Genomic DNA, 19615 nt, shown 5'->3' with positions numbered 1-19615 from the left:
CTATGTTTTACGTTTTTTCTTCTTCGCTGCTGGAAAAAGAACATTGTTTAAAATCAAACGGTAACCTGGTGAGTTAGGATGCAAAGTTAAATCTGTATGCGGATCTCCTACCCTGTGCTGATAATCTTCTGGATCATGTCCACCGTAGAAAGTCCAAGTTCCGAGACCTAATTCTCCATGCAGGTATTTCACTGTTTCAATGGCTTTGGATTCTCCCATAATTGTAACAGAAGGTTTAATAAATTCTTTAACAAAATCTGTTGTCTGACCGTAGAAATTCTTAAGAATTGTTGTGTGATTTTGGGTTAACATTGTAGGCACAACATCCCATTTTGCAGAAAATTCAAACAAAGTGAAAATATCGTCTTTTTCAGGTATTCTTCTGTGTCTATTCGTTCCATCGATAGTTGAATATTCATATTCCAATGGATTCTCAACGATTTCATAATTTTCAAAAGCCAAAGATTTCTTGAAATCTAACTTTGATTTGTAATTCGGATCCATTCCGTCGCCGTCAAACATGTGTTCAACAATATCGGTTTCGTGGGCTGCCAATGCAATATCAAAACTATCTGTTCCGCTGCACATGGTGAATAAAAATCCACCCGAGAAAACATAACTTTTAATCGTTTCGGCAACAGCTAATTTCATGTCGGAAACTTTTGAGAAGCCTAAACTTTGAGCGCTTGCTTCTAATGTGGCAACTTGTTCGCGGTACCAAGGTGCATTTCTATAAGCAGAATAAAATTTACCGTATTGACCAGTGAAATCTTCATGGTGCAAATGCAGCCAATCGTATTCTTTTAATCCTCCAGCAATTATGGTACTGTCATAAATTTTATCGTAAGGAATTTCGGCATATTCCATAACTAAAGTTACCGCATCATCCCAAGGTTGTTTTCCACCGGGCGTATAAACAGCAATCTTAGGCGCTACTTCTAATTGCACCACTTCTTGATTTACTTCAGGAGAAGAAATATTTCTTTTAATTGTATTGACTTGACCATCGGCAACAATTTCATAGCTTACACCACGAATTACCAACTCGTTTTCAATAGCTGTGAGGTGTGGAATCAAAAATGAACCTCCTCTATAATTTAACAACCATTCCAATGTCACACCATTTTCCAATACAAAATAGGCAATTCCGTAAGCCTTTAAGTGATTGGCTTGTGCCTTATCCATAGGCACTAAAATAGAAGCTGCAAACAATTGCGAACCTAATAAAAGTGCTATTAATGTTGTAAATATATACCGCATAATTATTTCGTTTTGAACAAAGTAATAAAAAATTATTGACTCAACAATTTAAAACGGTGCTTCATCTGATTCATCATGTGACATATCAAAATCATCATCATCGATATCATCCATTCTACTGGAAATAACCATGCGATTTTCAACTTCCGAAGTGTCAAAATCACGTCCGACTGGCAATGCACCTGGTTGTTGAACTTCATCATCCATTCCAAATGATTCAACGTTGTCGAATTTAGCGAACTTACCAATAAATCTCAGTCGTACCGTATCTGTGGAACCATTTCTGTGTTTCGCAATAATGATATCTCCCATTCCTTGTGTTGGCCCTTTTTCGTCTTCTAATAAACCGTAATATTCTGCACGGTATATAAAGGAAACGATATCGGCATCTTGCTCAATTGCTCCAGATTCACGTAAATCTGAAAGAATTGGTCTTTTATCTCCACCACGTTGTTCAACCGAACGACTCAGCTGAGACAAGGCAATCACTGGAATATTTAATTCTTTTGCAATCTCTTTAATTGATCGAGAAATTTGTGAAATCTCTTGTTCACGGTTTCCTCCACCTTTATTTGTTCCGGCAGTCATTAACTGAAGGTAGTCAATAATCACCAATTCAATATTGTGCTTTTGTTTCATTCGACGACACTTTGCACGCAATTCGAAAATCGAAATTCCTGGCGTATCATCAATATAAATTGGTGCTTTAGATAAACGTGCAATTTTTGTGTGAATCATTTGAAATTCGTGGTCCTCAATATTTCCCTTTCTCAGTTTTTCGGCATCAATTTGAGCTTCTGAAGAAATCAAACGTTTAACGAGCTGAACACTTGACATCTCTAATGAGAAAAATGCAACTCCCATATTATAGTCAACCGCTGTATTTCTTGCCATCGACAAAACGAAAGCCGTTTTCCCCATTGCAGGACGCGCCGCAATTACAATCATATCCGAACGTTGCCAACCAGAGGTCATCTTATCCAATGCTTTAAATCCAGTTGGAACTCCAGAAACACCATCTTTATTTCCACGGGCACTTTCAATTTCCTCAATTGCACCTTTCATGGCAGTTTGCATGGTGTCGTAGCTCTTCTTCATGTTGTTTTGAGCAATGGCAAACAGTTCTTCCTCCGCTTTTGAAAGTACACTAAAAACATCTTTCGTTTCGTCGTATGCTTCCTTTAAAATCTCGCTAGAAATTCCAATAATTTCACGTTGGATATATTTTTCAATAATAATTCTACTGTGGTGTTCAACGTGAGCCGCAGAAGCTACTTTATTGGTTAAAGTCGATAAATAATACGCACCACCTGCTTTTTCTAAACTTGCCAATTTACGTAATTGTTCCGTCACCGTTAGCAAGTCAATTGGAGTTGTGGTATTGTACAATTCTGACATCGCTTCAAAAATTGCCTGGTGCTTAGGATCATAGAAAGCATCTTTAGTACGCAGAATATCAATTACGTTATTCATGGCAGTACCATCAATCATCATGGCACCCAAGACAGCCTGCTCTAAATCAGTAGCTTGTGGCGGGATACGCCCAACATCCATAGGACTTTTGCTACCACGCGTGCTCCTACTGACTACAACTTTTCCATCTTTTTTATCCTGCTTCTCCATATTGCAAATATATTTAAAACCAATCTGAAACTCGGTTTTAATGTCATCATCTTTTAAGATTGTGTAAAACTCTATTTTGCTGTATAACTTTTATCTGGCTAGAGCCTTGATTGGTGCTTTTTCTTAGTTGCTTCATAACCGAAAACAATCATTAGTTTTGCACATACAAAGTTACGATAAACAACTCCTAAAAGTGAAACTATTTAGAATTCATTTTTTTAAAAGATATAAACATGAAAAGAGAAATAATCACAACAAAAGACGGATCAAAAACGATCTATATGCCAGACATATACGAACATTACCACTCTAATCATGGAGCGCTCCAAGAAGCATTGCACGTTTTCATCAAAAGTGGTTGGGATGAAATAAAAACAAAAGAAGTAAGCGTTTTAGAAATTGGATTTGGGACTGGATTAAATACTATAATTACTGTAATTGCAGGTCAAAATGACAACAAGACTGTTCATTACACAGGTCTAGAAGCTTTCCCTGTAACATTGGAAGATATTGAACTTTTAAAGTATGATGAACTAGAGTATATTGCTCCGTTTAGTGAATCCTATCAAAAGCTACATACTGCAAAATGGGATGAATTTGTAGCAATAAGTGAATCGTTTACTTTAAAGAAAGTTGAACAAAAGATGGAAGATTATATTCCCGAAAAGGAATCTTTTGACCTGATTTATTATGATGCATTTGGCCCGAGAGCTCAACCTTTCATGTGGACAACTGAAGTTTTACAAAAAATGTATGATGCTTTGTCAACCAATGGCATCTTTGTTACGTATTGTGCTAAAGGAGATGTCCGCAGAAGTTTAATCAGTTTAGGTTTTGAAGTAGAAAAAATTCCAGGCCCTCCAGGAAAAAGAGAAATGCTGCGGGCTCGAAAAATATAGAGATTATTATTGCGTTAAGCGTAGTTTTAAGATAAGCCTCTGCACGGAATCTGAACTTTAAGAATTAAGAAAAGCGATGCTTTCAACAAAGTTAATTGTTTACCTTTGCCCCATTAAGTTAGAAAATTATGATTAAAAACAGGTTTTTATATACGATTTTAGGTTTCGGACTATTGTTTTCTTGTACCTCAGAAAACAAAACAGATGATGATCAATTCTTTGTAAAAGAAGAAGTAAACATTGAAAAAGATGAGTTAGCTCAAATTTCAGATAGTCTAGAAAAAAATCCCGAAAACATAAATCTTTGGATTCGTCAAGGAGAGATTTGTAAAGAAAATATGAATTTCAGTTGTGCCTTAAATGCCGGAGCAAAAGCGTTTAGAATCGATTCAACAAATATAAAAGCACGTCAATTGTATGCTTGGACATTAATAAATAAGCCTGAAACGCCACGATCTGATATCGAAAGAGCAAAACGCCATTATCAATATATTCTTTCATTAAAACCTAAAGATCCTCAAACTTTGGTGGAATTAGCCAATACATATTCATTAACAGGGGATTTTAAAACAGCAATTAAATACATCAACGATGCTTTAAGAATGGATGAACGTTACCGTGATGCTTACGTTTTGAAAGGTTCAATATATAAAACTTTAGAGAAAAATGACTTGGCTGTTTCAAGTTACCAAACTGCTCTTCAAATTGATCCAGAGTTTTTTATTGGACATCTGAATACTGGTTGGTTGTTGACATCTATGGGGAAACACAAATTAGCACTTCAATATTATCAAAATGCTGTGGATTTAAAACCAGAAAATCTAAATGCCATTTATGGAGTTGCTAAAAGTTTGCAAGATTTGGGTGAATATGATAATGCATTAAAAGAATACCGTAAAATAGAAAAGTTTGAGCCTGATTTTTACATCACTTATTTCAATCAAGCATACATCAAACATTATTATCAAAAAGAATTGGATAGCGCTGCGTATTATTATGACAAAGCGCTTGATGTAAATCCGCAATATACTCCAGCGTGGTTTCAGATGGGTGAATTGTATTATGAGCAGGATAGATTTCCGGAAGCTGGAAGATATTATGCTGAAGCATTGAAAATAGATAAAAATTTCATTCCAGCAAAAGAAGCAGCTGAAAAATTGCGTAAAAAATACTAGATTCTAATGAATCGTTTGAAACTAGTAAACGCAATCAGTGAAGCGGTAATCCCAATCTTGGGCTTGGTGTTTTTTGAATGGGGAATTTACTTTATTCTTCTTTTCTACTTCATCGATTTAATTGCCACAGAAGTTTTTGTGTACATCAAAGTCAATAAAATCATTCAATTTCAGAAAATTAATTTTCCTTTTTCATTAAGGTATGGAAGGTTAATTTTCAATTCTATCTTGATGTTCCTTGTTATTATAATTTCACAAATCGCAGTCTATTTTATTGTTCCAGGAATTGATTTCCCTAAACAAATTGTAGCGTTTTTAAGCTATGAAGAAGCTGGACTTCCAATTCCTCAAGGATATATTTTATTGCCGTTGGTAATTTTAGGAAATTATCAGCAATACAAAGCTATGTTTGTGAAGACAGGAGCTTACCAAATCCAATCATGGAAAAACTTAATTTTCTCTAGAAGAAAAGCGCTTTATATTGCAATAGCAGGGGGAATTTTGGCAATCGGATTAGCCAATTTAATTGCACTTCCTGGGTTTGTGTATGTTTTGGTAATTGTTGGGGTGAAGTTTTGGCTTGACTTTTTTAATGATTAATGTTTGATGATTAATTATTAACGGGATTTCGCTGTATTGGAACGCCTTCGATACCTTCGACAGGCTCTAGTCACCGAAGACACCGAAGAGCAATCCGTTGACTGACTGTCGAAGGCAATGCGGCAAATAGAAAACGTTTTTAAAAGAATGAAAATAACATCAAAACAATTAGGTTATATCTTAGAATGCTCAGTCACCGAAGGTCAATCTTGCTGACTAGCCTGTCGAAGGCATCGAAGGCAAATGGAAAAACGTTTTGAAAAAATGAAAATAACATCAAAACAATTAGGTTATATCTTAGAATGCTCAGTCATCGCAGTCACACTCATAACTTGCGCGCAAAATTGAAAAAGCGTTGAATGATTTCTCAAACAACGCTTTCATTAATTCTAAACATATTACTCTCAAAAACTCGAAAGACGCTGTTGCAATTGTAAAACGTGGAGACGCGATGCATCGCGTCTCTAACGATTTTACAAACGCGTCTCTAACGATTTAGATTTACTTCCACGTTTCTTCTGTATTGTACAATCTTGGTGGGTGAATTTGTTTTTCTTTAAACACAATTCCGTATTCTTCTAATTCCTTTAAAATCGGAGTGTACACTTCTTTGTGGGTTGGAATAACAACTCCTTTTAATTGAATTGTTCCGTTTAATATTTTCTTTACGCAAATCCCAACTGGTAAACCAACAGTGTTACTCATTGAAGTAAACGTTTGGTCTTCACCGATGTTTACCATTTCAGAAGTGATTTCTTTTAATTCATCATTCAATAAATAAACAAATTTGTGGTACATCACAATCATGTCTTTATCGTCTGGTTTCAATTCCCATTTCGCTTCAAGAATTTTTTGTAACATTTGAGCTGGTGTGGCATTTTTCAATCCCATTTTCGTGTTTCCATCAAAAATTCCTAACCAAACCAATTTGTCCCACAGTGAATCATCAAGGTCGATTTTCATGTAGTGACGTAATTTCAATTCAACAGAATCGCTGTGATTGTATGGCAAAAATGAGTTTATAAAATCACGGTTACTCATATTCTCACTTCCTTCCAAAGTATAAGAATCGTCCGTTGCTCCCAATTGAACAAAAACGTCCCAAGCTCTAGAAAAACCAACCCTTCTCAATGTTCCACGGTAAATTGTTGGAATTCCTTCCAAATTGTATAACTCCCGGTACATCAATGAATTTCTGTTGGCATATCCTTCAAGACGACCGTATCCATCGATGTCGATTATTTCTGTTCGACGGAATAATTTATAGTAAGGAATATACTTGTAAAGTCCTTCTTGAATAAATTGTGCCGTTCCGCCTTGACCCGCCAAAACAACGTTTCTTGGATTCCAAGTAAATTTATAATTCCAAGGATTGTCATCACTTTCTGGGGCAACTAATCCACCTGTAAATGATTCAAAAACTTTCATATCACCACCGGCATCACGAATTTCATCAATTACACGCATCGCACTCATGTGGTCGATTCCAGGATCAACTCCAATTTCGTTCATGATGATGATTCCAGCTTCTTTTGCTTCTTCATTCAACGCTTTCATTTCCGGAGAAACGTAAGAAGGCGTAATCAAATTTTTCTTCATTTGAATACAATCCTTTGCTACATCCACGTGGAAACGTGCTGGTAACATGCTGATTACGATGTCTGCTTTTTCAATCTCTGGTCTTCTTTCGATAGGATCCAAAGCATTAAAAACCATTGCCGTTGCATACTTCGATCCGTTGATTTTTTTCTCAATAGCTTCTTTGTTTTGATCTACAATTTTCAAGTGCCATTGTTCCTTTTCCGCATTTTGGAGAAGGTAACGTATTAGTGAGGAAGATGATAACCCTGCTCCTAATATTAAAATATTCTTCATTGTTTGTTGTTTTTTATTCCTGCGTGTATTAAAAATAAAATCGTTTTCTGATGTTCAAAATTCAACCGCATTCATTATTTGATTCAATTAATTGTAATCAACAAAGCAAATGAAAATTAGGAAAATTATCAAGTAATCGGAAGGTTTGTTTTCGAAAATTATGGTTAAAATCAAGATTTAAGATGATTCGGACAATTTGCTGAGCGTTTGTTTATATATGTTTGCGTGTAGTAGGGAAGTTTTGCAAAACGTCCTTACTATACACAAAGGAAAATTGCAGTGATTATTTCTTTTTGGGCGCCTTAATCCGTCTCCACCTTCAAGTTGTCTCCTTGTTTTGCACCAATCCAATCAGCGCTAAAAGAGCTTCTTTTGTCGCTTTTTATCGCTGTGGAATTGGGCAAACAAGTTCAACAAGCTTTTCGTTTAAAGCCGGGGCGTGGGGTTGAGGGCTTTGCAATTGGAGATTTTGGAATTGGAAGGGATCTTCTCTTCGATTTATAGGGAGAATATTCGAGGATGCTTTAGGTTTTAATGATGGGCTGTTTTCCTCTGCACCAGCAAGGACGATTACTCCCTTTGGTCATGAGATCGCTTCGCTAAGTTTACAAATCGTCCGTACCGTTGCAGGGGCTTTTGCGCAGGCGCAAAAGAGGTTAAAAACCCCAACATTTTGAGAGGAAGAACCACTTGGACTATAATTAAATCAGACCGCGAATTGAAATCTCGTGGTAACTGATTTTGTGGTGTGTGTGTTCAAAAAAGAGGGATAGAAATAATGGCGCTATAGTATCATTATTTCTATCCCTCTTTTTTGATTTATAACTTTTTTTTTAAAACTGTTACCGCGAGATTTCATCTCGTTGTAACAGTCGTTTTCTCTAGTAGTAACAGTTGTTTTTATATGCAGTTATTTTGATATTTCCCTCAGCACCAGCATGGACGATTTACAAATCGTCCGTACCAGTGCAGAGGCTTTTGCGTAGGCGCAAAAGAGGGAAAAGAGGCATTAAAAATTATAACTCATTTTCAAACTCACCGTCGTTCCTTGACGAATAGAGAAGAAATATTGGTCTTCTGCTTCATAGGATTTAAAAACAGCTTCTTTTTTAGCATTTGTGATGTTTTTTAGCATAATTCCAGCATTAAACTGATCTTTCTTCCCAAAACTCTTCGAAACGTTCATGTTTACTCCATGAAAAGGAACAGTGTAAATATCTGGTCGGTCTGCAATTCCAGAAAACAATAAGGTTTCTCCTTGCACATTGTAGTAAACTCCAGCTGCTAGATTCTTTCCAAAACCTCGATTTCCTTTGTATTCAATTCCTCCGTTGATAATCCAAGGTGCTTGACCTGCCATATCTCTGAACTCACTAATTTCTTGTCCTGATCTGGCATTCGTAACTCTCGATTCGTATTCTGTTGCGCTTAATTCAATTTGAGATTGCGTTAAAGTCACATTCATTGCTAAATTAAAATTACTTAGCTTTTTAGCTATAAAATCTAATGATTGTCGTGCCTCAAGTTCTAATCCTAAAACTGTTCCGTTTCCAACGTTTCTTGGTTGAAAAGCTCCCGCTTGAGTAGCGAATTGAACAACTTCTATTGGATTATTAAACATTTTATAGAATCCACTGATGGAGAAAGTTTGTCCTCTTCCGTGGAACATTTCCCAACGTAAATCAAAATTATGAATTGATGTACTTACTAAATTACCATCCCAGTATTCAACTCCTAAAACATCATTGGCATCTCTAAATAATCCACCAATAAAAGTTCTTCCGGTAATTGGATCTAAGATTTCAGAATAGGACAATTCTTTAAATGATGGTCTTGCTGTTGTTCTTCCATAAGACATGCGGATGTTTTGCTTTTCAGAAACAGCATACACAACATTCATTGAAGGAAAAAAGCCTAATTCTTCTAAAACCACATCATTATTCAAAACATTTGTCCCCAATTGATCTCTTCCAGTATATTTCTGACTATACAATTCTGTTCTTAATCCTAAAACAATTTTTAAACGATCAACAGGAGAAATTTCTGTTAAACCATAAACTCCAGTTGACAATACAGAAGATTCAAATTGATTTGGATTAACTGGAATAAATGGCGTTTCAAATGTAGTTCCTTTTGAAATATCACCATTATAAGGCCATAAGTTTTCTTCTGCAAAAAGCTCGTTTGGATCTCCAGTTAATTCTACATTCCTTACATTAATTTGAAATGAACGGATTTTAAAATCACGCTTTTTGTAATTCTGAACTGCTCCAAATTTAAACTGGCCTTCATTTCCAAAAAGCTTTATTTTCTTTGATAAATCAACTTTTGCAGAAGTATTGATCTCATTTAATTCTCGCCAGATTCTTTCTGGAAATCCTGATTCTGTTCCTATATTAAAACTTCCATCACTTCTTTCTTCGTATCTCGTAAAACGAATATCAGGATTATCAATAGAAGACAAAGAAGTTGACGAAGCCCAATCTAGTGACCAGTCACTTCCTGTAAATTTATGACTTCCAGAAATAATTACATTCGATAATGAACGTTGTGCATATTCTAGATTGTGTTGAAATCCAGAAAAAACTGCCCCTTGATCTGTTTTGTCATAATCAAAAATTCCTGCAGTTGATGTTCCATTTTGTAAATGCAAAAGATTGAAATTGTATTTAGATCTTTTGGTATTTAAGGTTAAGCCAAACATTCCGCTCAATAAAACATTATTTTCACCATAATTTCCTTTCTGAAGTTCTCTCAATTCTAATTTGTTCTCATTTCTGTCATTTGACAAACCATATCTTGAGAATAAAGCATCTTCAAAAAACTGAGTTTCATTTTTATAAGAGACATTGAAGTTATACCCTATTGTATATCCTTTTTTCTTAAATAAATCTCCAACATTTACATCTATTCCAATATCCATCATAGAACTTGATTCCATTGCTGCCAGTTGAGGGTCAAATGAACCTAAGATTTGTTTGTAACGTTTGGCTTTTGCACCATTTGGATCAGCGATAGTTTCTGCGAAAAATGGAATATTATTTTCTGCAGGAATAGCACGAGAATCTTTTCCCAAAGCCATAACATCTGCTCCGCTTTTTTCGTAGGTTAAATAATTACTTTTAAAATGATAATTTGGATTGAATGCGGTACTCATTGAAATACTACGAGTACTTTCTGTAGCTGCACTATTTAATGTGATATCAATTAAACCTCCTGCGAAATCTGCTGGTAAGTCGGCTGAAGCAGATTTATACACAACAATATTATCAATAATTTTAGTCGGGAAAATATCCATTTGAACTGTATTTCGGTCAGGATCTAAACCTGGAACTTCTAATCCGTTCAATAATGTTTTACTGTATCTGTCCCCTATTCCGCGAATAAAAATATATTTCCCATCGCTTAAAGAAACCCCTGGAATTCTTCTCATTGCTGAACCCGCATCAGAATCACCAGTTTTACGAAATTTAGCAGAAGACATTCCATCAATCATATTGGTTGACTTCTGCTTTAAGGATAGAATCGCATTTTCAGTATTCGTTTTACGATTTGCAGAAATAACTACTTCTTCAAAATCACTCACTTGTGATTTAATTTTAAGAACAGCTAAGCCTGTAGTTTCATTTGATTTCACGACTACTTCACTCACAGTCAAGGTATCGTAACCCATGTATGTTACTTGTAAATCATAAGTTCCTGACGGCAATGAAATATCAAAACCTCCATCCAGATCAGAATAAGCTCCGATTTTATGATTCTTCACCATTACCCGAACACCTGGAAGTTTCTCGCCCGTTATTTCGTCATCAATTACTCCGTTAATAAATCCTTGTTGAGAAAATCCAACAGTTGATAATCCGATAAAAAGAAATGTGAAATATATTAAATGTAATTTCATAAAAGTCATTATTTAAAAGCAATAAATAAAACAATCCCAAAAGCATTAGCTCTTAGGTTGTTTTAGTTTTATATTGATTTAGAAATTTGTTAATTCTCCGCGTTTATCTGAAAGTGTCCATCCTAAAAATGGAGTTACATCTGCACCAACAGTGTTAGCTCCTTCAGAAACATTTGTTGCATGAACATCAGTTCCATTTTTGAATACATCAGTTAACATAACTCCGCTTGGAAGTGTTACTTGAATATTTGAAAAGTTTAGCATTCCACTTGCGAAATTATCCATTGAAGGTTGACCACTCAAAGATAAATCTCCTCTTCCATCAGTTGCTGGATTTGGGAATCCAAAGAAGTAAATATTCTCAAACGTTCCTCTTGCTCCATCTCTAAAATCTCCTAATTCTGAATTAGCTGCTCCTTTAATAGATCCGTTTTTCAATGTATGTGCAGCAAGGAATGAACCTTCTGGTCCGTCAATTTCTAATGCGTGATCTGTACTTTCTCCTGCAATAACAATGAAGTTGTCTAATGTTCCACTCCAAGACTGGTCGGTATCTAAAGCATCATCTCCAGCATTCCAAACAATTACATTTCGCACGTTAACTGATCCTCCGAACCATTCAACACCGTCATCTTGGTTAGAAACCACTTCAATATTTTCAATGATTGTTCCATTTCCAACACCACCGAGTGTCAAACCGTTGATTTCGTTTCCTTCACCGATATTAGCACCTCCGTGACGAATAGAAATGTATTTTAAAATTCCTGAATTATCTGTTGCATCTGAACCTCCGTATAAACCATTTTGGTCTGATGGTGGAATTCCTTCTATTTGAACTGAAGGATTATCTGCAGAAATTGGTGCGTTACCTAAAACGATTACTCCTCCCCAAAGTCCATCTAATCCAGCGCTCATGTTTGGACTATCAATTTGACCTGGTTTAATTTCGTCTGCTATCGTTGTAAAGATAATTGGAGAAGTTGATGTTCCTATTGCCATTAATTTTCCACCTCTAGCGATAATTAATGCTGTTGCGTTTGGTCCTGTCCCAACTTCACCCTTTATGATTGTTCCTGCTTCAATTGTTAATGTTGCTCCTGAAACAACAGTTACTCTTGTATTCAAAACATACACTTTATCATTTGTCCAAGTAGTGTTTTTGGTAACATTTTGAGAAACCATTACCGTAGAACCATCACTTACAACTTCTTCGTATTTGCATGAACCATCATCTTTTTTAGCCTTTTCGCTGAAATTGATTGCTGTTTCATCTGTACATCCTTCTTTTTTACAAGATGCAGTGGCAAATGTCAGTGTCGCAATGACCATTAATCCGCCAACTTTTAATTTTCTAATTTTCATTTTTAAGTTCTTTAATTATTTAGAACAAAGGTGCGGATGAAAATCTCTTTTCTTTTTAAGGGAAAATTAAAGGTATATTAAATCAATGTTAAGGGATGAGGCGATGGAGGTAATTATAATTGGCTAGATGAAGAAGATTAAACTCTTTTCAAACTAGAAATAAATGTTCAATATTGTTGTAGATATAGAAAAAGGAACGAAAAAACAAAACAAGGGATGCTTGAATATCAATATATTACAATAAAACAATGAATCTTGACAACAATCTATCAAAAAAGAATTACTCCCAAAAGGAATGTGCTATTTAAATTTTATGGATTATTACTTTTTGCCTTTCAAATTATTCACTTCTTTGATGTCTTTTTTAATCACAATAAAGTTTATTTCCATAAACTCATTAAGTTAATTAAAAAAGTCTTTGTAAGGCTGCTCTTTTCTACTTCCAAAATTACCCCAATAATCTAATTTTACAATTGTGTTGGAATCTTCTATTTCAAACCAGAATTTAAAGGAATGGTAAGGCGAACCATGAAAACCTAGGGTATCAATTCCGTTGAATTTTTGATCTGAACTTAATGAATTCTTATCTGCCAATTGATTAATAAACTCAATCGAAAGTTCTTGAACGCTTTCATTCGTCTTTACATTCTGAACCTTATAAGTGGCATTGTATTGACCTGAATAGAAACAAGATGTCAAAAGAAAAACAATGCCTAACGCCAAAAGATATACGCTCTTAAAATAGTGTTTGAATTTATATGGCAATTGCATATTGATGGTATTTATTTTTGTTTTAGTATTTAATACTCAAACTCTTCAGTTCAAACTCACCATGTAAATGATCACTATAACTATCATCGTAATTCTTAGCTATTTTAAATTCTGCATTAAACCCATAGGAAATTGTATTGTTACCCCAAGAAGCTTCTTCAATAAGAATGGTTGTGTCCTTTTGAATTGTGAAATCTCTACTTACATTACCATTGGGATTTCCACTATTTGCACTTCCATCAGAGAAGAACCAGTCAACTAGCTCACCGTTTTCATTCATACTCAATAAAGCGCCAAACACCAATCCGAATTGTCCGTCTTTTTCAAATTCTAAGTATAATAAGAAATTGTTTTCACTCACTTTAAGGAACCATAAAATTGAAATTTCTTTTAGGTTTTCGAGCTTGTCGCAATTTGATGCGTCTTGACAATCAATTTGTCCAAAAGGTGAATTTCCGTATGGATTTATTTTCTTTGGGAGCTTACTATTCAGTTTTTACATGATAAATAAACTGTCAGAGGACTCAAGAATTTTCTTTTTCTCTCTTTCTTTATTCTTTCCCTGCTCTGTTGTGAAGGGCAAGTTTATAGTTTGAACATTTTTCAGAAGAACTGTTAAGTCTGACTGTCCAAATACTTTTGACAAAGTGGATATGAATATTAAAATGATGAAAACTCTCATAAGTCTGATTATTCAGTTTCTATTTTTAGGCTAAATATAAGAAAGGCAATTAACCATAAAAATCAATAAATGATTTTAAAACTAACTCCTAGTAAGTAAACAAATCCTTACTCTCAATCCATAAATAATTATTGCCTTTAGACTTAACTTGAACCCAAGTGCTGTCCTTGAAATACTTCATCAATCTCAATCTACTTCCAGCATCAATTTCATCTTTAATTTGCACGCCATTCGGAGAAATATAAAAATGAGTTTTAGGGGATTTCATGATTCCATAACGTTCTATATTGTAATGTTTATTGATGGAATAAATTCCATAAAAGGAAACTACAAAAAGTAGTATAGCCGGTGAAATTAAACGCAAGCACCATTTCTTAAATTTAGATTTTCGTCTTGAAACGATATTAAAAATAAGCAATCCGAGAAAGATTGAAGAAATACATACAAAAATTGTCCAAGTAGTTGCTCCAAATCCTAAAACCACACGCTCCAACCATGGATATGGATGTGTCCACATGTTATTCTGACTCAATTTATTAGTTGCGAACTTCGCATTAAATTGAGCATCTCCGTTTAATGGTTTATATTTTAACGAAGATTCAAATGCCCATTTCGCTTTACTCCATTCTTCCAAACTTCCTGAAGCTACTCCTAAATTATAATAAGATGAAAACGATGGCTGCTTTTTTATGTCATCTAAAAATTCACTTTGTGCCTTTTTAAAATCATTTTGCATTATTTCATCAAGTCCACTATTAAATAATGAATCCTCAGCTTTACTATTAAAGGAAATAGTAAACAAAACTATAAAAAGTAAAACTAACCTCATTCTTCAAATGATTTTACGATGTACTCAACCTCATCTTTTAAATGCGAAACATCTGAATTATCAATACTTCCTCCATATTTTTTCGAGTCTAAATCATTAAATACGAAAACCATTTTTTCAAATAATTCCTCGGAAATTTCATCAGGAACCTTTGCTTTTAAAAATACCCTAGTAATTTCTCCATTGTCTACTTTAAATTCACGTGCTAAAAAACGAATCAATAAGCGTGTAAGCTCTCCTAGTTTATCAGTATTGTTATTTTCTTCTCTTAATTTATAAATACCTAACAAAGCATCAACTCTATGTTGCGTGGATGATTTCTTGAAATTAGAAGCATCTTCTTTTTGTTTTTTAATGCGAACTCCAAGGCCTAAAAACAAGCCTAACATTAATGGTGAAAATATAAGAGCTGCTCCTTGCCAACCATTCAATAGAGGACTAGACGAACGATCTACACCAATTTTATCTGTGATATAAGGCTGCATTGTAGGTGTTCTAACTTCTTCTTTTTGAGGTTTTGGAATTTCTTTCACTTCTTCACCGTTAGAGATAACACGAAGGGTTTCTACCTTACATTGAGCAGTTTCGTATTTCGCCGTTTTCGGATTAAAATAAGCAATCTTAATCGGATTAATTTGAATGTTTCCTGGACGATTCACTTGAATAAAGTAGGTAAATGTTTTACTTCCCTCCGATCCTCTTGTTGAATAGCTAATAGAATCAACAATCTCTGCATCGCCATAGAATACCAATCCGCTTGGTAAATAAATCTTAGGTTTTTCAATATTATGAAGATTTCCATTTCCTTGAACTTTCACCTTTAATTCTACAACCTTACCTTGATCTAAATTTGTATTTGAAAATTTAGCTGTAATTCCAAACTGTCCAACAGCACCAATAAAATGTTTTGGCATTCCCTCGGGAAGTGGTTTTATTACAACAGTTGTTTCATTCGAAACGATTTTTACGCGCTCCGGATAATTTGTGCGTGGGTCATTATACAACAAAACAGATTGAAAAGGCTTTATCTTGTATGTTCCTATTTTTTCTGGAAAAATCACCATCTTACCTATTTTGAAGGTTTGGATATTTTTTCCATTAATAACATCATAAGAACTATTCGTTTGATTTGGGTTTGCTATTGCCAACACATGATTATCAGATGGACCACCAAAAACAAATGGATTAAACCCTTCTACTTGCAAAACATCAACTTGTGAATATACTTTTCCTTCTAAAACTAAAGGTTCACCTTCGTAGAGCTCCTTTTTGGACTGCTCAATGATCCCAAAAATCATCTGATGCATGTTCTTCCCAGGATCTTCGCTGATCATATTTTGACGTTTTATCACCCTAACCGTTTGCGGTTCTGATTGTATTTCGCCATTTCTCGTTTTTATTATAACTGGACCAATAACATAAGAACCTGCTTTTTCGAAATAACCTGTAAAAGCTTGATATTTGAAACTTACAGCTTGTTGTTTCCCATTAATAGAAACGATTGAAGATGACATTCCCGATTGAACAGCTCCAGATTGGATAAATTCGTCGGGTAAATTCATGTCCGTCTGACCATCTACATTTGTTTTTATAGTCACAGAAATAGATTGTCCTTTTTCAACAGTTTTTGGATTAATTTCTAATTCAACAATTGCATTTTGACCAAAAGAAAAGCCAACTGCAAAAAATAGGACGATATATAAGAACATTAGCCTTACCATCTTTTCCCAGATTTAATTTGCTCTTGATTTTTACCCGATTCCATTCCTCTAACTTTCTTTTTAGTTTGCATTTCTTGTTTCAATAAATCCTCAAGAATACGCTCTGTTTTTCGATCAGACAATTTAGATTCAGGTTCCGAATTGGCATTCTCATTTGGAGATCCACCCTGTTCAGTCGGTTTTTGTTGCTGATTTTTGTTTTCGTCTCCTTCAGACTGATTATTTTTATCTTGTTGATCACTCTTCTCCTGCTGGTTATTATTATCTTGATCGTCTTGACTTTGTTGATCTTGGTTTTGTTGCTGCTCTTGTTCCTCTTGAATTTTTAATCTTCTTTGAGCTTCCGCCAAATTGTAACGTGTTCTTTCATCTGTTGGATTCTTACGCAAAGACTGTTTATAGCTTTCAATTGCAGCTGGGTAGTTTTTAGCTTTCATTTGGCTATTGCCTACATTGTGCCAATTTTGGGCATTTTTGCTTTCGTCATTGTCCTTAGTAGCTGCGGCACGAAATGCTTTTTCTGCCATTTCAAAATCTTCATTTCTATAGGCTGCATTTCCAATATCTTGTGATAAATCGATTGTGCTTGGTGCTAATTTTTGAGCTTCTAACAATGTTTTATAGGCTTTATCAAACTGTTTTTCTTGATAATATTTTTTACCAATACGCAAAGAATCTCCCCATGACTGTCCAGTTACGAACCCTGTCATGCAGAAAGTTACAGTTATGAATAAAACGCTACGCATCATTTGAATTATTCTTTGGTTTGGGAATTGATTCCCCTATAAATAAAAGAAGAATCGATAAAATCGCAATTGATAAAGGCCATTGGTACCTATTCTCTTTTACTTTGAAGTCCAAATTTACTAGGTTATCACTTGATTTGCTGTTAATTTGAGTTAAAAATTTAGAAACATTCGGAAAAGATTCGTTTGACAAAATCACATCTCCATTTAGATTGTTAGCTATTTCTTCCAGCATTGTTAAATTCACTTTTGAAATTACAGATCTGCCCAATTCATCTTTTAAAGAAACTGAATTTGGCGACTCATCTCTTGGTACAATTCCTCCTTTTTCTGTTCCAATCCCTAGAATTAAGACTTCAATATTTTTATTTTTTATAGCTTTATAAGCTTCTTTAAGTCCACCTTCATGATCTTCTCCATCAGTTATAAGAATCAAAACTTTCTTTGTTCTTTGCTTGGAGAAAAAGCGACTAGACTCCTTCAAAGCCGCAGCGACATTCGTTCCTTGATTTGAAATAAAACTTGTATTTAGTTCATCGATATACATTTTAGCAGCTTCTTTATCCGCAGTAAGTGGAAGTTGAGGATAAGCACTTCCTGCAAAAACCAATAATCCTACACGCGCTGCTGCCGACTGATTAACCAATTGGTTCATTGCTCTTTTGGCAACTTCTAAGCGGGTTTCCCCACCTTGAATATCTCGGGTATTCATGGAATTAGAAATATCTACAGCGAAAATCAATTCTATGCCATTGGATTGTCCTTGCACATTTTTAGTACCTAAAGCAGGCTGCATTAAAGCGAAAATGATAAAAACCACAGCATTTCTAATCAAGAAATATCGCCAGAAAACTTTACGTGTAGCAACGGGTTTTAAGAATGTATGAAGCGTATTAATACTTCCAATATTGTTAACCAATTGATTGCGCTTGAATAACTGGTAAAAGAAAACGATCATTAAAATTGGCAACAACACAAATAACCATGCGAATTTCGGATGAAGAAATGACAATATCTCTGCTGATGATTCAGGTGAAAAGACACCAAAAATCGACATTAATTGCCACATAATAATCCAAAACATGAATTCAAAACCTAGCACAAATCCGGTAAAGAATGGCAAACGATAAGTATATGTCAATTTTCTTTTAGGCATTTTTCTTTAGCAATAATTGTTCTGCGACAAAACCGACAAAAATTAAAATCAAACCATAAATAAGGAAGTAATCTGGACGATAAGGTGGCTCTCTTTTAATGGTATTGTTGACCATTTTTCGCGTTTCCATTTTGTCAATTGTATCGTAAATTGTTCTTAATGAATTTTTATCCGTTGCTCTAAAATAAGCTCCTCCAGTTGAGGTGGCTATTTTTTCTAACAAACCTTCATCAATATTAACTTGTGTCTCTCTATAAATCTGACCAAAAGGAGTATTAATTGGCATTTTTACAATTCCTTTTTTACCCACTCCAATTGTGTAGACTGTGATGCCTTTATTCTTCGCTAATTCAGCGGCCGACAAAGGAGATAATTCACCACGATTTGAATCGCCATCGGTCAAAAGTATTATCACTTTTGATGTTACGGTATCGTTTCTTAATCTTGCGACTGCGGTTCCTAATCCAGTTCCGATTGCTGTTCCTGGCTCCATTTTACCAGATTGTATTTCATCAATAGTTTGTTTTAGATAATCGTAATTCCTAGTTGGTGGACAGGCGGTGTAAGCTTCTCCTTCAAAAACCACGAACCCAATTCTGTCAGAGCTTCGTCCATCGACAAACTCCTTAGCAACTTCTTTCGCAGCTTCCAATCGATTTGGCAAAAAATCTGTTGCCAACATACTTAAAGAAACATCCATGGAAATCATAATATCTATTCCATTATCGTATTGCTTATCATTGTCATCTGAGAATGGAAATACAGGCAATGCCATGGCGAAAATCAATAAAGACAATCCTATTCCTAAACAGGCATAAATTCCTAGAATCACCCATTTTATTGGTGTGAATGCAATGTTTTTAAGTTGACTTAAAGGTTGAGAGAATTTAACAACACCTTCACTTCTTTCTAGTTTGTAATATCGGAAAAACAAAACAACAGGAACCAGCAAAAGTAACCACATCCAATGCGGAGAGAAAAATTCATATTCCCAAAATCTGATATTTAAGAGCAT

The 19615-nt window shown here is 34.8% G+C and carries 15 protein-coding genes; 3 read left to right on the top strand and 12 right to left on the bottom strand.

The genetic code is table 11. The features are described 5' to 3' along the window. Together ERX46_RS02980 and dnaB are read right to left on the bottom strand one after the other, a co-directional pair. Complete coding sequence (locus tag ERX46_RS02980; RefSeq protein ID WP_130092342.1) at positions 1 to 1260, bottom strand: asparagine synthetase B; 1260 nt, start codon at positions 1258 to 1260, stop codon at positions 1 to 3. 48 nt (positions 1261 to 1308) lie between these two features. Beyond that, entirely contained in the window at positions 1309 to 2814 is a 1506-nt protein-coding gene (dnaB, locus tag ERX46_RS02975; RefSeq protein ID WP_242494529.1) for a replicative DNA helicase, read from the bottom strand. A gap of 302 nt (positions 2815 to 3116) precedes the next feature. Here dnaB and mnmD point away from each other — a divergent pair, with 302 nt between their 5' ends. From mnmD to ERX46_RS02960, 3 genes are all read left to right on the top strand, one after another. After that, complete coding sequence (gene mnmD, locus ERX46_RS02970; RefSeq protein ID WP_130092340.1) at positions 3117 to 3782, top strand: tRNA (5-methylaminomethyl-2-thiouridine)(34)-methyltransferase MnmD; 666 nt, start codon at positions 3117 to 3119, stop codon at positions 3780 to 3782. A 128-nt stretch (positions 3783 to 3910) separates the two neighbouring features. Then, entirely contained in the window at positions 3911 to 4957 is a 1047-nt protein-coding gene (locus tag ERX46_RS02965; protein WP_130092339.1) for a tetratricopeptide repeat protein, read from the top strand. Positions 4958 to 4963: 6 nt separating this feature from the next. Beyond that, a complete protein-coding gene (locus tag ERX46_RS02960; protein ID WP_130092338.1) occupies positions 4964 to 5557 on the top strand; it encodes a hypothetical protein in 594 nt (197 codons plus the stop codon). 501 nt (positions 5558 to 6058) lie between these two features. On the opposite strand, the gene ERX46_RS02955 is transcribed toward ERX46_RS02960, so the two are convergent. From ERX46_RS02955 to ERX46_RS02910, 10 genes are all read right to left on the bottom strand, one after another. After that, positions 6059 to 7432: a saccharopine dehydrogenase family protein gene (locus ERX46_RS02955; RefSeq protein WP_130092337.1), complete on the bottom strand. Its 1374-nt coding sequence runs from the start codon at positions 7430 to 7432 to the stop codon at positions 6059 to 6061. Between the two features lie 1009 nt (positions 7433 to 8441). Next, positions 8442 to 11333: a TonB-dependent receptor gene (locus tag ERX46_RS02950; RefSeq protein WP_130092336.1), complete on the bottom strand. Its 2892-nt coding sequence runs from the start codon at positions 11331 to 11333 to the stop codon at positions 8442 to 8444. Positions 11334 to 11411: 78 nt separating this feature from the next. Further along, positions 11412 to 12695 (bottom strand): hypothetical protein, encoded by a 1284-nt coding sequence (locus ERX46_RS02945; protein ID WP_130092335.1) that lies wholly within the window; start codon positions 12693 to 12695, stop codon positions 11412 to 11414. A gap of 402 nt (positions 12696 to 13097) precedes the next feature. Then, complete coding sequence (locus tag ERX46_RS02940; RefSeq protein ID WP_130092334.1) at positions 13098 to 13466, bottom strand: hypothetical protein; 369 nt, start codon at positions 13464 to 13466, stop codon at positions 13098 to 13100. A 22-nt stretch (positions 13467 to 13488) separates the two neighbouring features. Further along, positions 13489 to 13827 carry a hypothetical protein gene (locus tag ERX46_RS02935; RefSeq protein WP_130092333.1) on the bottom strand — a complete coding sequence of 113 codons (339 nt, stop codon included), beginning with the start codon at positions 13825 to 13827 and terminating at the stop codon, positions 13489 to 13491. A 409-nt stretch (positions 13828 to 14236) separates the two neighbouring features. After that, complete coding sequence (locus tag ERX46_RS02930) at positions 14237 to 14977, bottom strand: hypothetical protein (protein ID WP_130092332.1); 741 nt, start codon at positions 14975 to 14977, stop codon at positions 14237 to 14239. Beyond that, positions 14974 to 16698, bottom strand: coding sequence for a BatD family protein (locus tag ERX46_RS02925; protein WP_130092331.1), 1725 nt, complete (start codon positions 16696 to 16698; stop codon positions 14974 to 14976). The genes ERX46_RS02930 and ERX46_RS02925 overlap by 4 nt, the downstream gene beginning before the upstream one ends. Next, positions 16692 to 17447: a tetratricopeptide repeat protein gene (locus ERX46_RS02920; RefSeq protein WP_130092330.1), complete on the bottom strand. Its 756-nt coding sequence runs from the start codon at positions 17445 to 17447 to the stop codon at positions 16692 to 16694. Before ERX46_RS02920 ends, ERX46_RS02925 begins: the two co-directional genes overlap by 7 nt. Next, the gene (locus ERX46_RS02915) at positions 17437 to 18600 is read right to left on the bottom strand and encodes a VWA domain-containing protein (RefSeq protein WP_130092329.1); all 1164 of its coding nucleotides are present in this window, start codon (positions 18598 to 18600) and stop codon (positions 17437 to 17439) included. Before ERX46_RS02915 ends, ERX46_RS02920 begins: the two co-directional genes overlap by 11 nt. After that, a complete protein-coding gene (locus ERX46_RS02910) occupies positions 18593 to 19615 on the bottom strand; it encodes a vWA domain-containing protein (protein WP_207214104.1) in 1023 nt (340 codons plus the stop codon). The genes ERX46_RS02915 and ERX46_RS02910 overlap by 8 nt, the downstream gene beginning before the upstream one ends.

Origin of the sequence: Brumimicrobium glaciale (assembly GCF_004152935.1) — a bacterium.
Taxonomy (GTDB): domain Bacteria; phylum Bacteroidota; class Bacteroidia; order Flavobacteriales_D; family Crocinitomicaceae; genus Brumimicrobium; species Brumimicrobium glaciale.
The sequence above is the reverse complement of the archived record's forward strand: the minus strand, read 5'-3'. Positions and strand labels throughout refer to the sequence as shown.

Coding starts and splice junctions, on each gene's coding strand:
- ERX46_RS02940 (WP_130092334.1), bottom strand. CDS start 13,466: ATGCAATTGCCATATAAATTCAAACACTATTTTAAGAGCGTATATCTT.
- ERX46_RS02920 (WP_130092330.1), bottom strand. CDS start 17,447: ATGATGCGTAGCGTTTTATTCATAACTGTAACTTTCTGCATGACAGGG.
- ERX46_RS02945 (WP_130092335.1), bottom strand. CDS start 12,695: ATGAAAATTAGAAAATTAAAAGTTGGCGGATTAATGGTCATTGCGACA.
- ERX46_RS02955 (WP_130092337.1), bottom strand. CDS start 7,432: ATGAAGAATATTTTAATATTAGGAGCAGGGTTATCATCTTCCTCACTA.
- ERX46_RS02915 (WP_130092329.1), bottom strand. CDS start 18,600: ATGCCTAAAAGAAAATTGACATATACTTATCGTTTGCCATTCTTTACC.
- ERX46_RS02910 (WP_207214104.1), bottom strand. CDS start 19,615: ATGCTCTTAAATATCAGATTTTGGGAATATGAATTTTTCTCTCCGCAT.
- ERX46_RS02960 (WP_130092338.1), top strand. CDS start 4,964: ATGAATCGTTTGAAACTAGTAAACGCAATCAGTGAAGCGGTAATCCCA.
- ERX46_RS02930 (WP_130092332.1), bottom strand. CDS start 14,977: ATGAGGTTAGTTTTACTTTTTATAGTTTTGTTTACTATTTCCTTTAAT.
- ERX46_RS02950 (WP_130092336.1), bottom strand. CDS start 11,333: ATGAAATTACATTTAATATATTTCACATTTCTTTTTATCGGATTATCA.
- dnaB (WP_242494529.1), bottom strand. CDS start 2,814: ATGGATGTTGGGCGTATCCCGCCACAAGCTACTGATTTAGAGCAGGCT.
- ERX46_RS02925 (WP_130092331.1), bottom strand. CDS start 16,698: ATGGTAAGGCTAATGTTCTTATATATCGTCCTATTTTTTGCAGTTGGC.
- mnmD (WP_130092340.1), top strand. CDS start 3,117: ATGAAAAGAGAAATAATCACAACAAAAGACGGATCAAAAACGATCTAT.
- ERX46_RS02980 (WP_130092342.1), bottom strand. CDS start 1,260: ATGCGGTATATATTTACAACATTAATAGCACTTTTATTAGGTTCGCAA.
- ERX46_RS02965 (WP_130092339.1), top strand. CDS start 3,911: ATGATTAAAAACAGGTTTTTATATACGATTTTAGGTTTCGGACTATTG.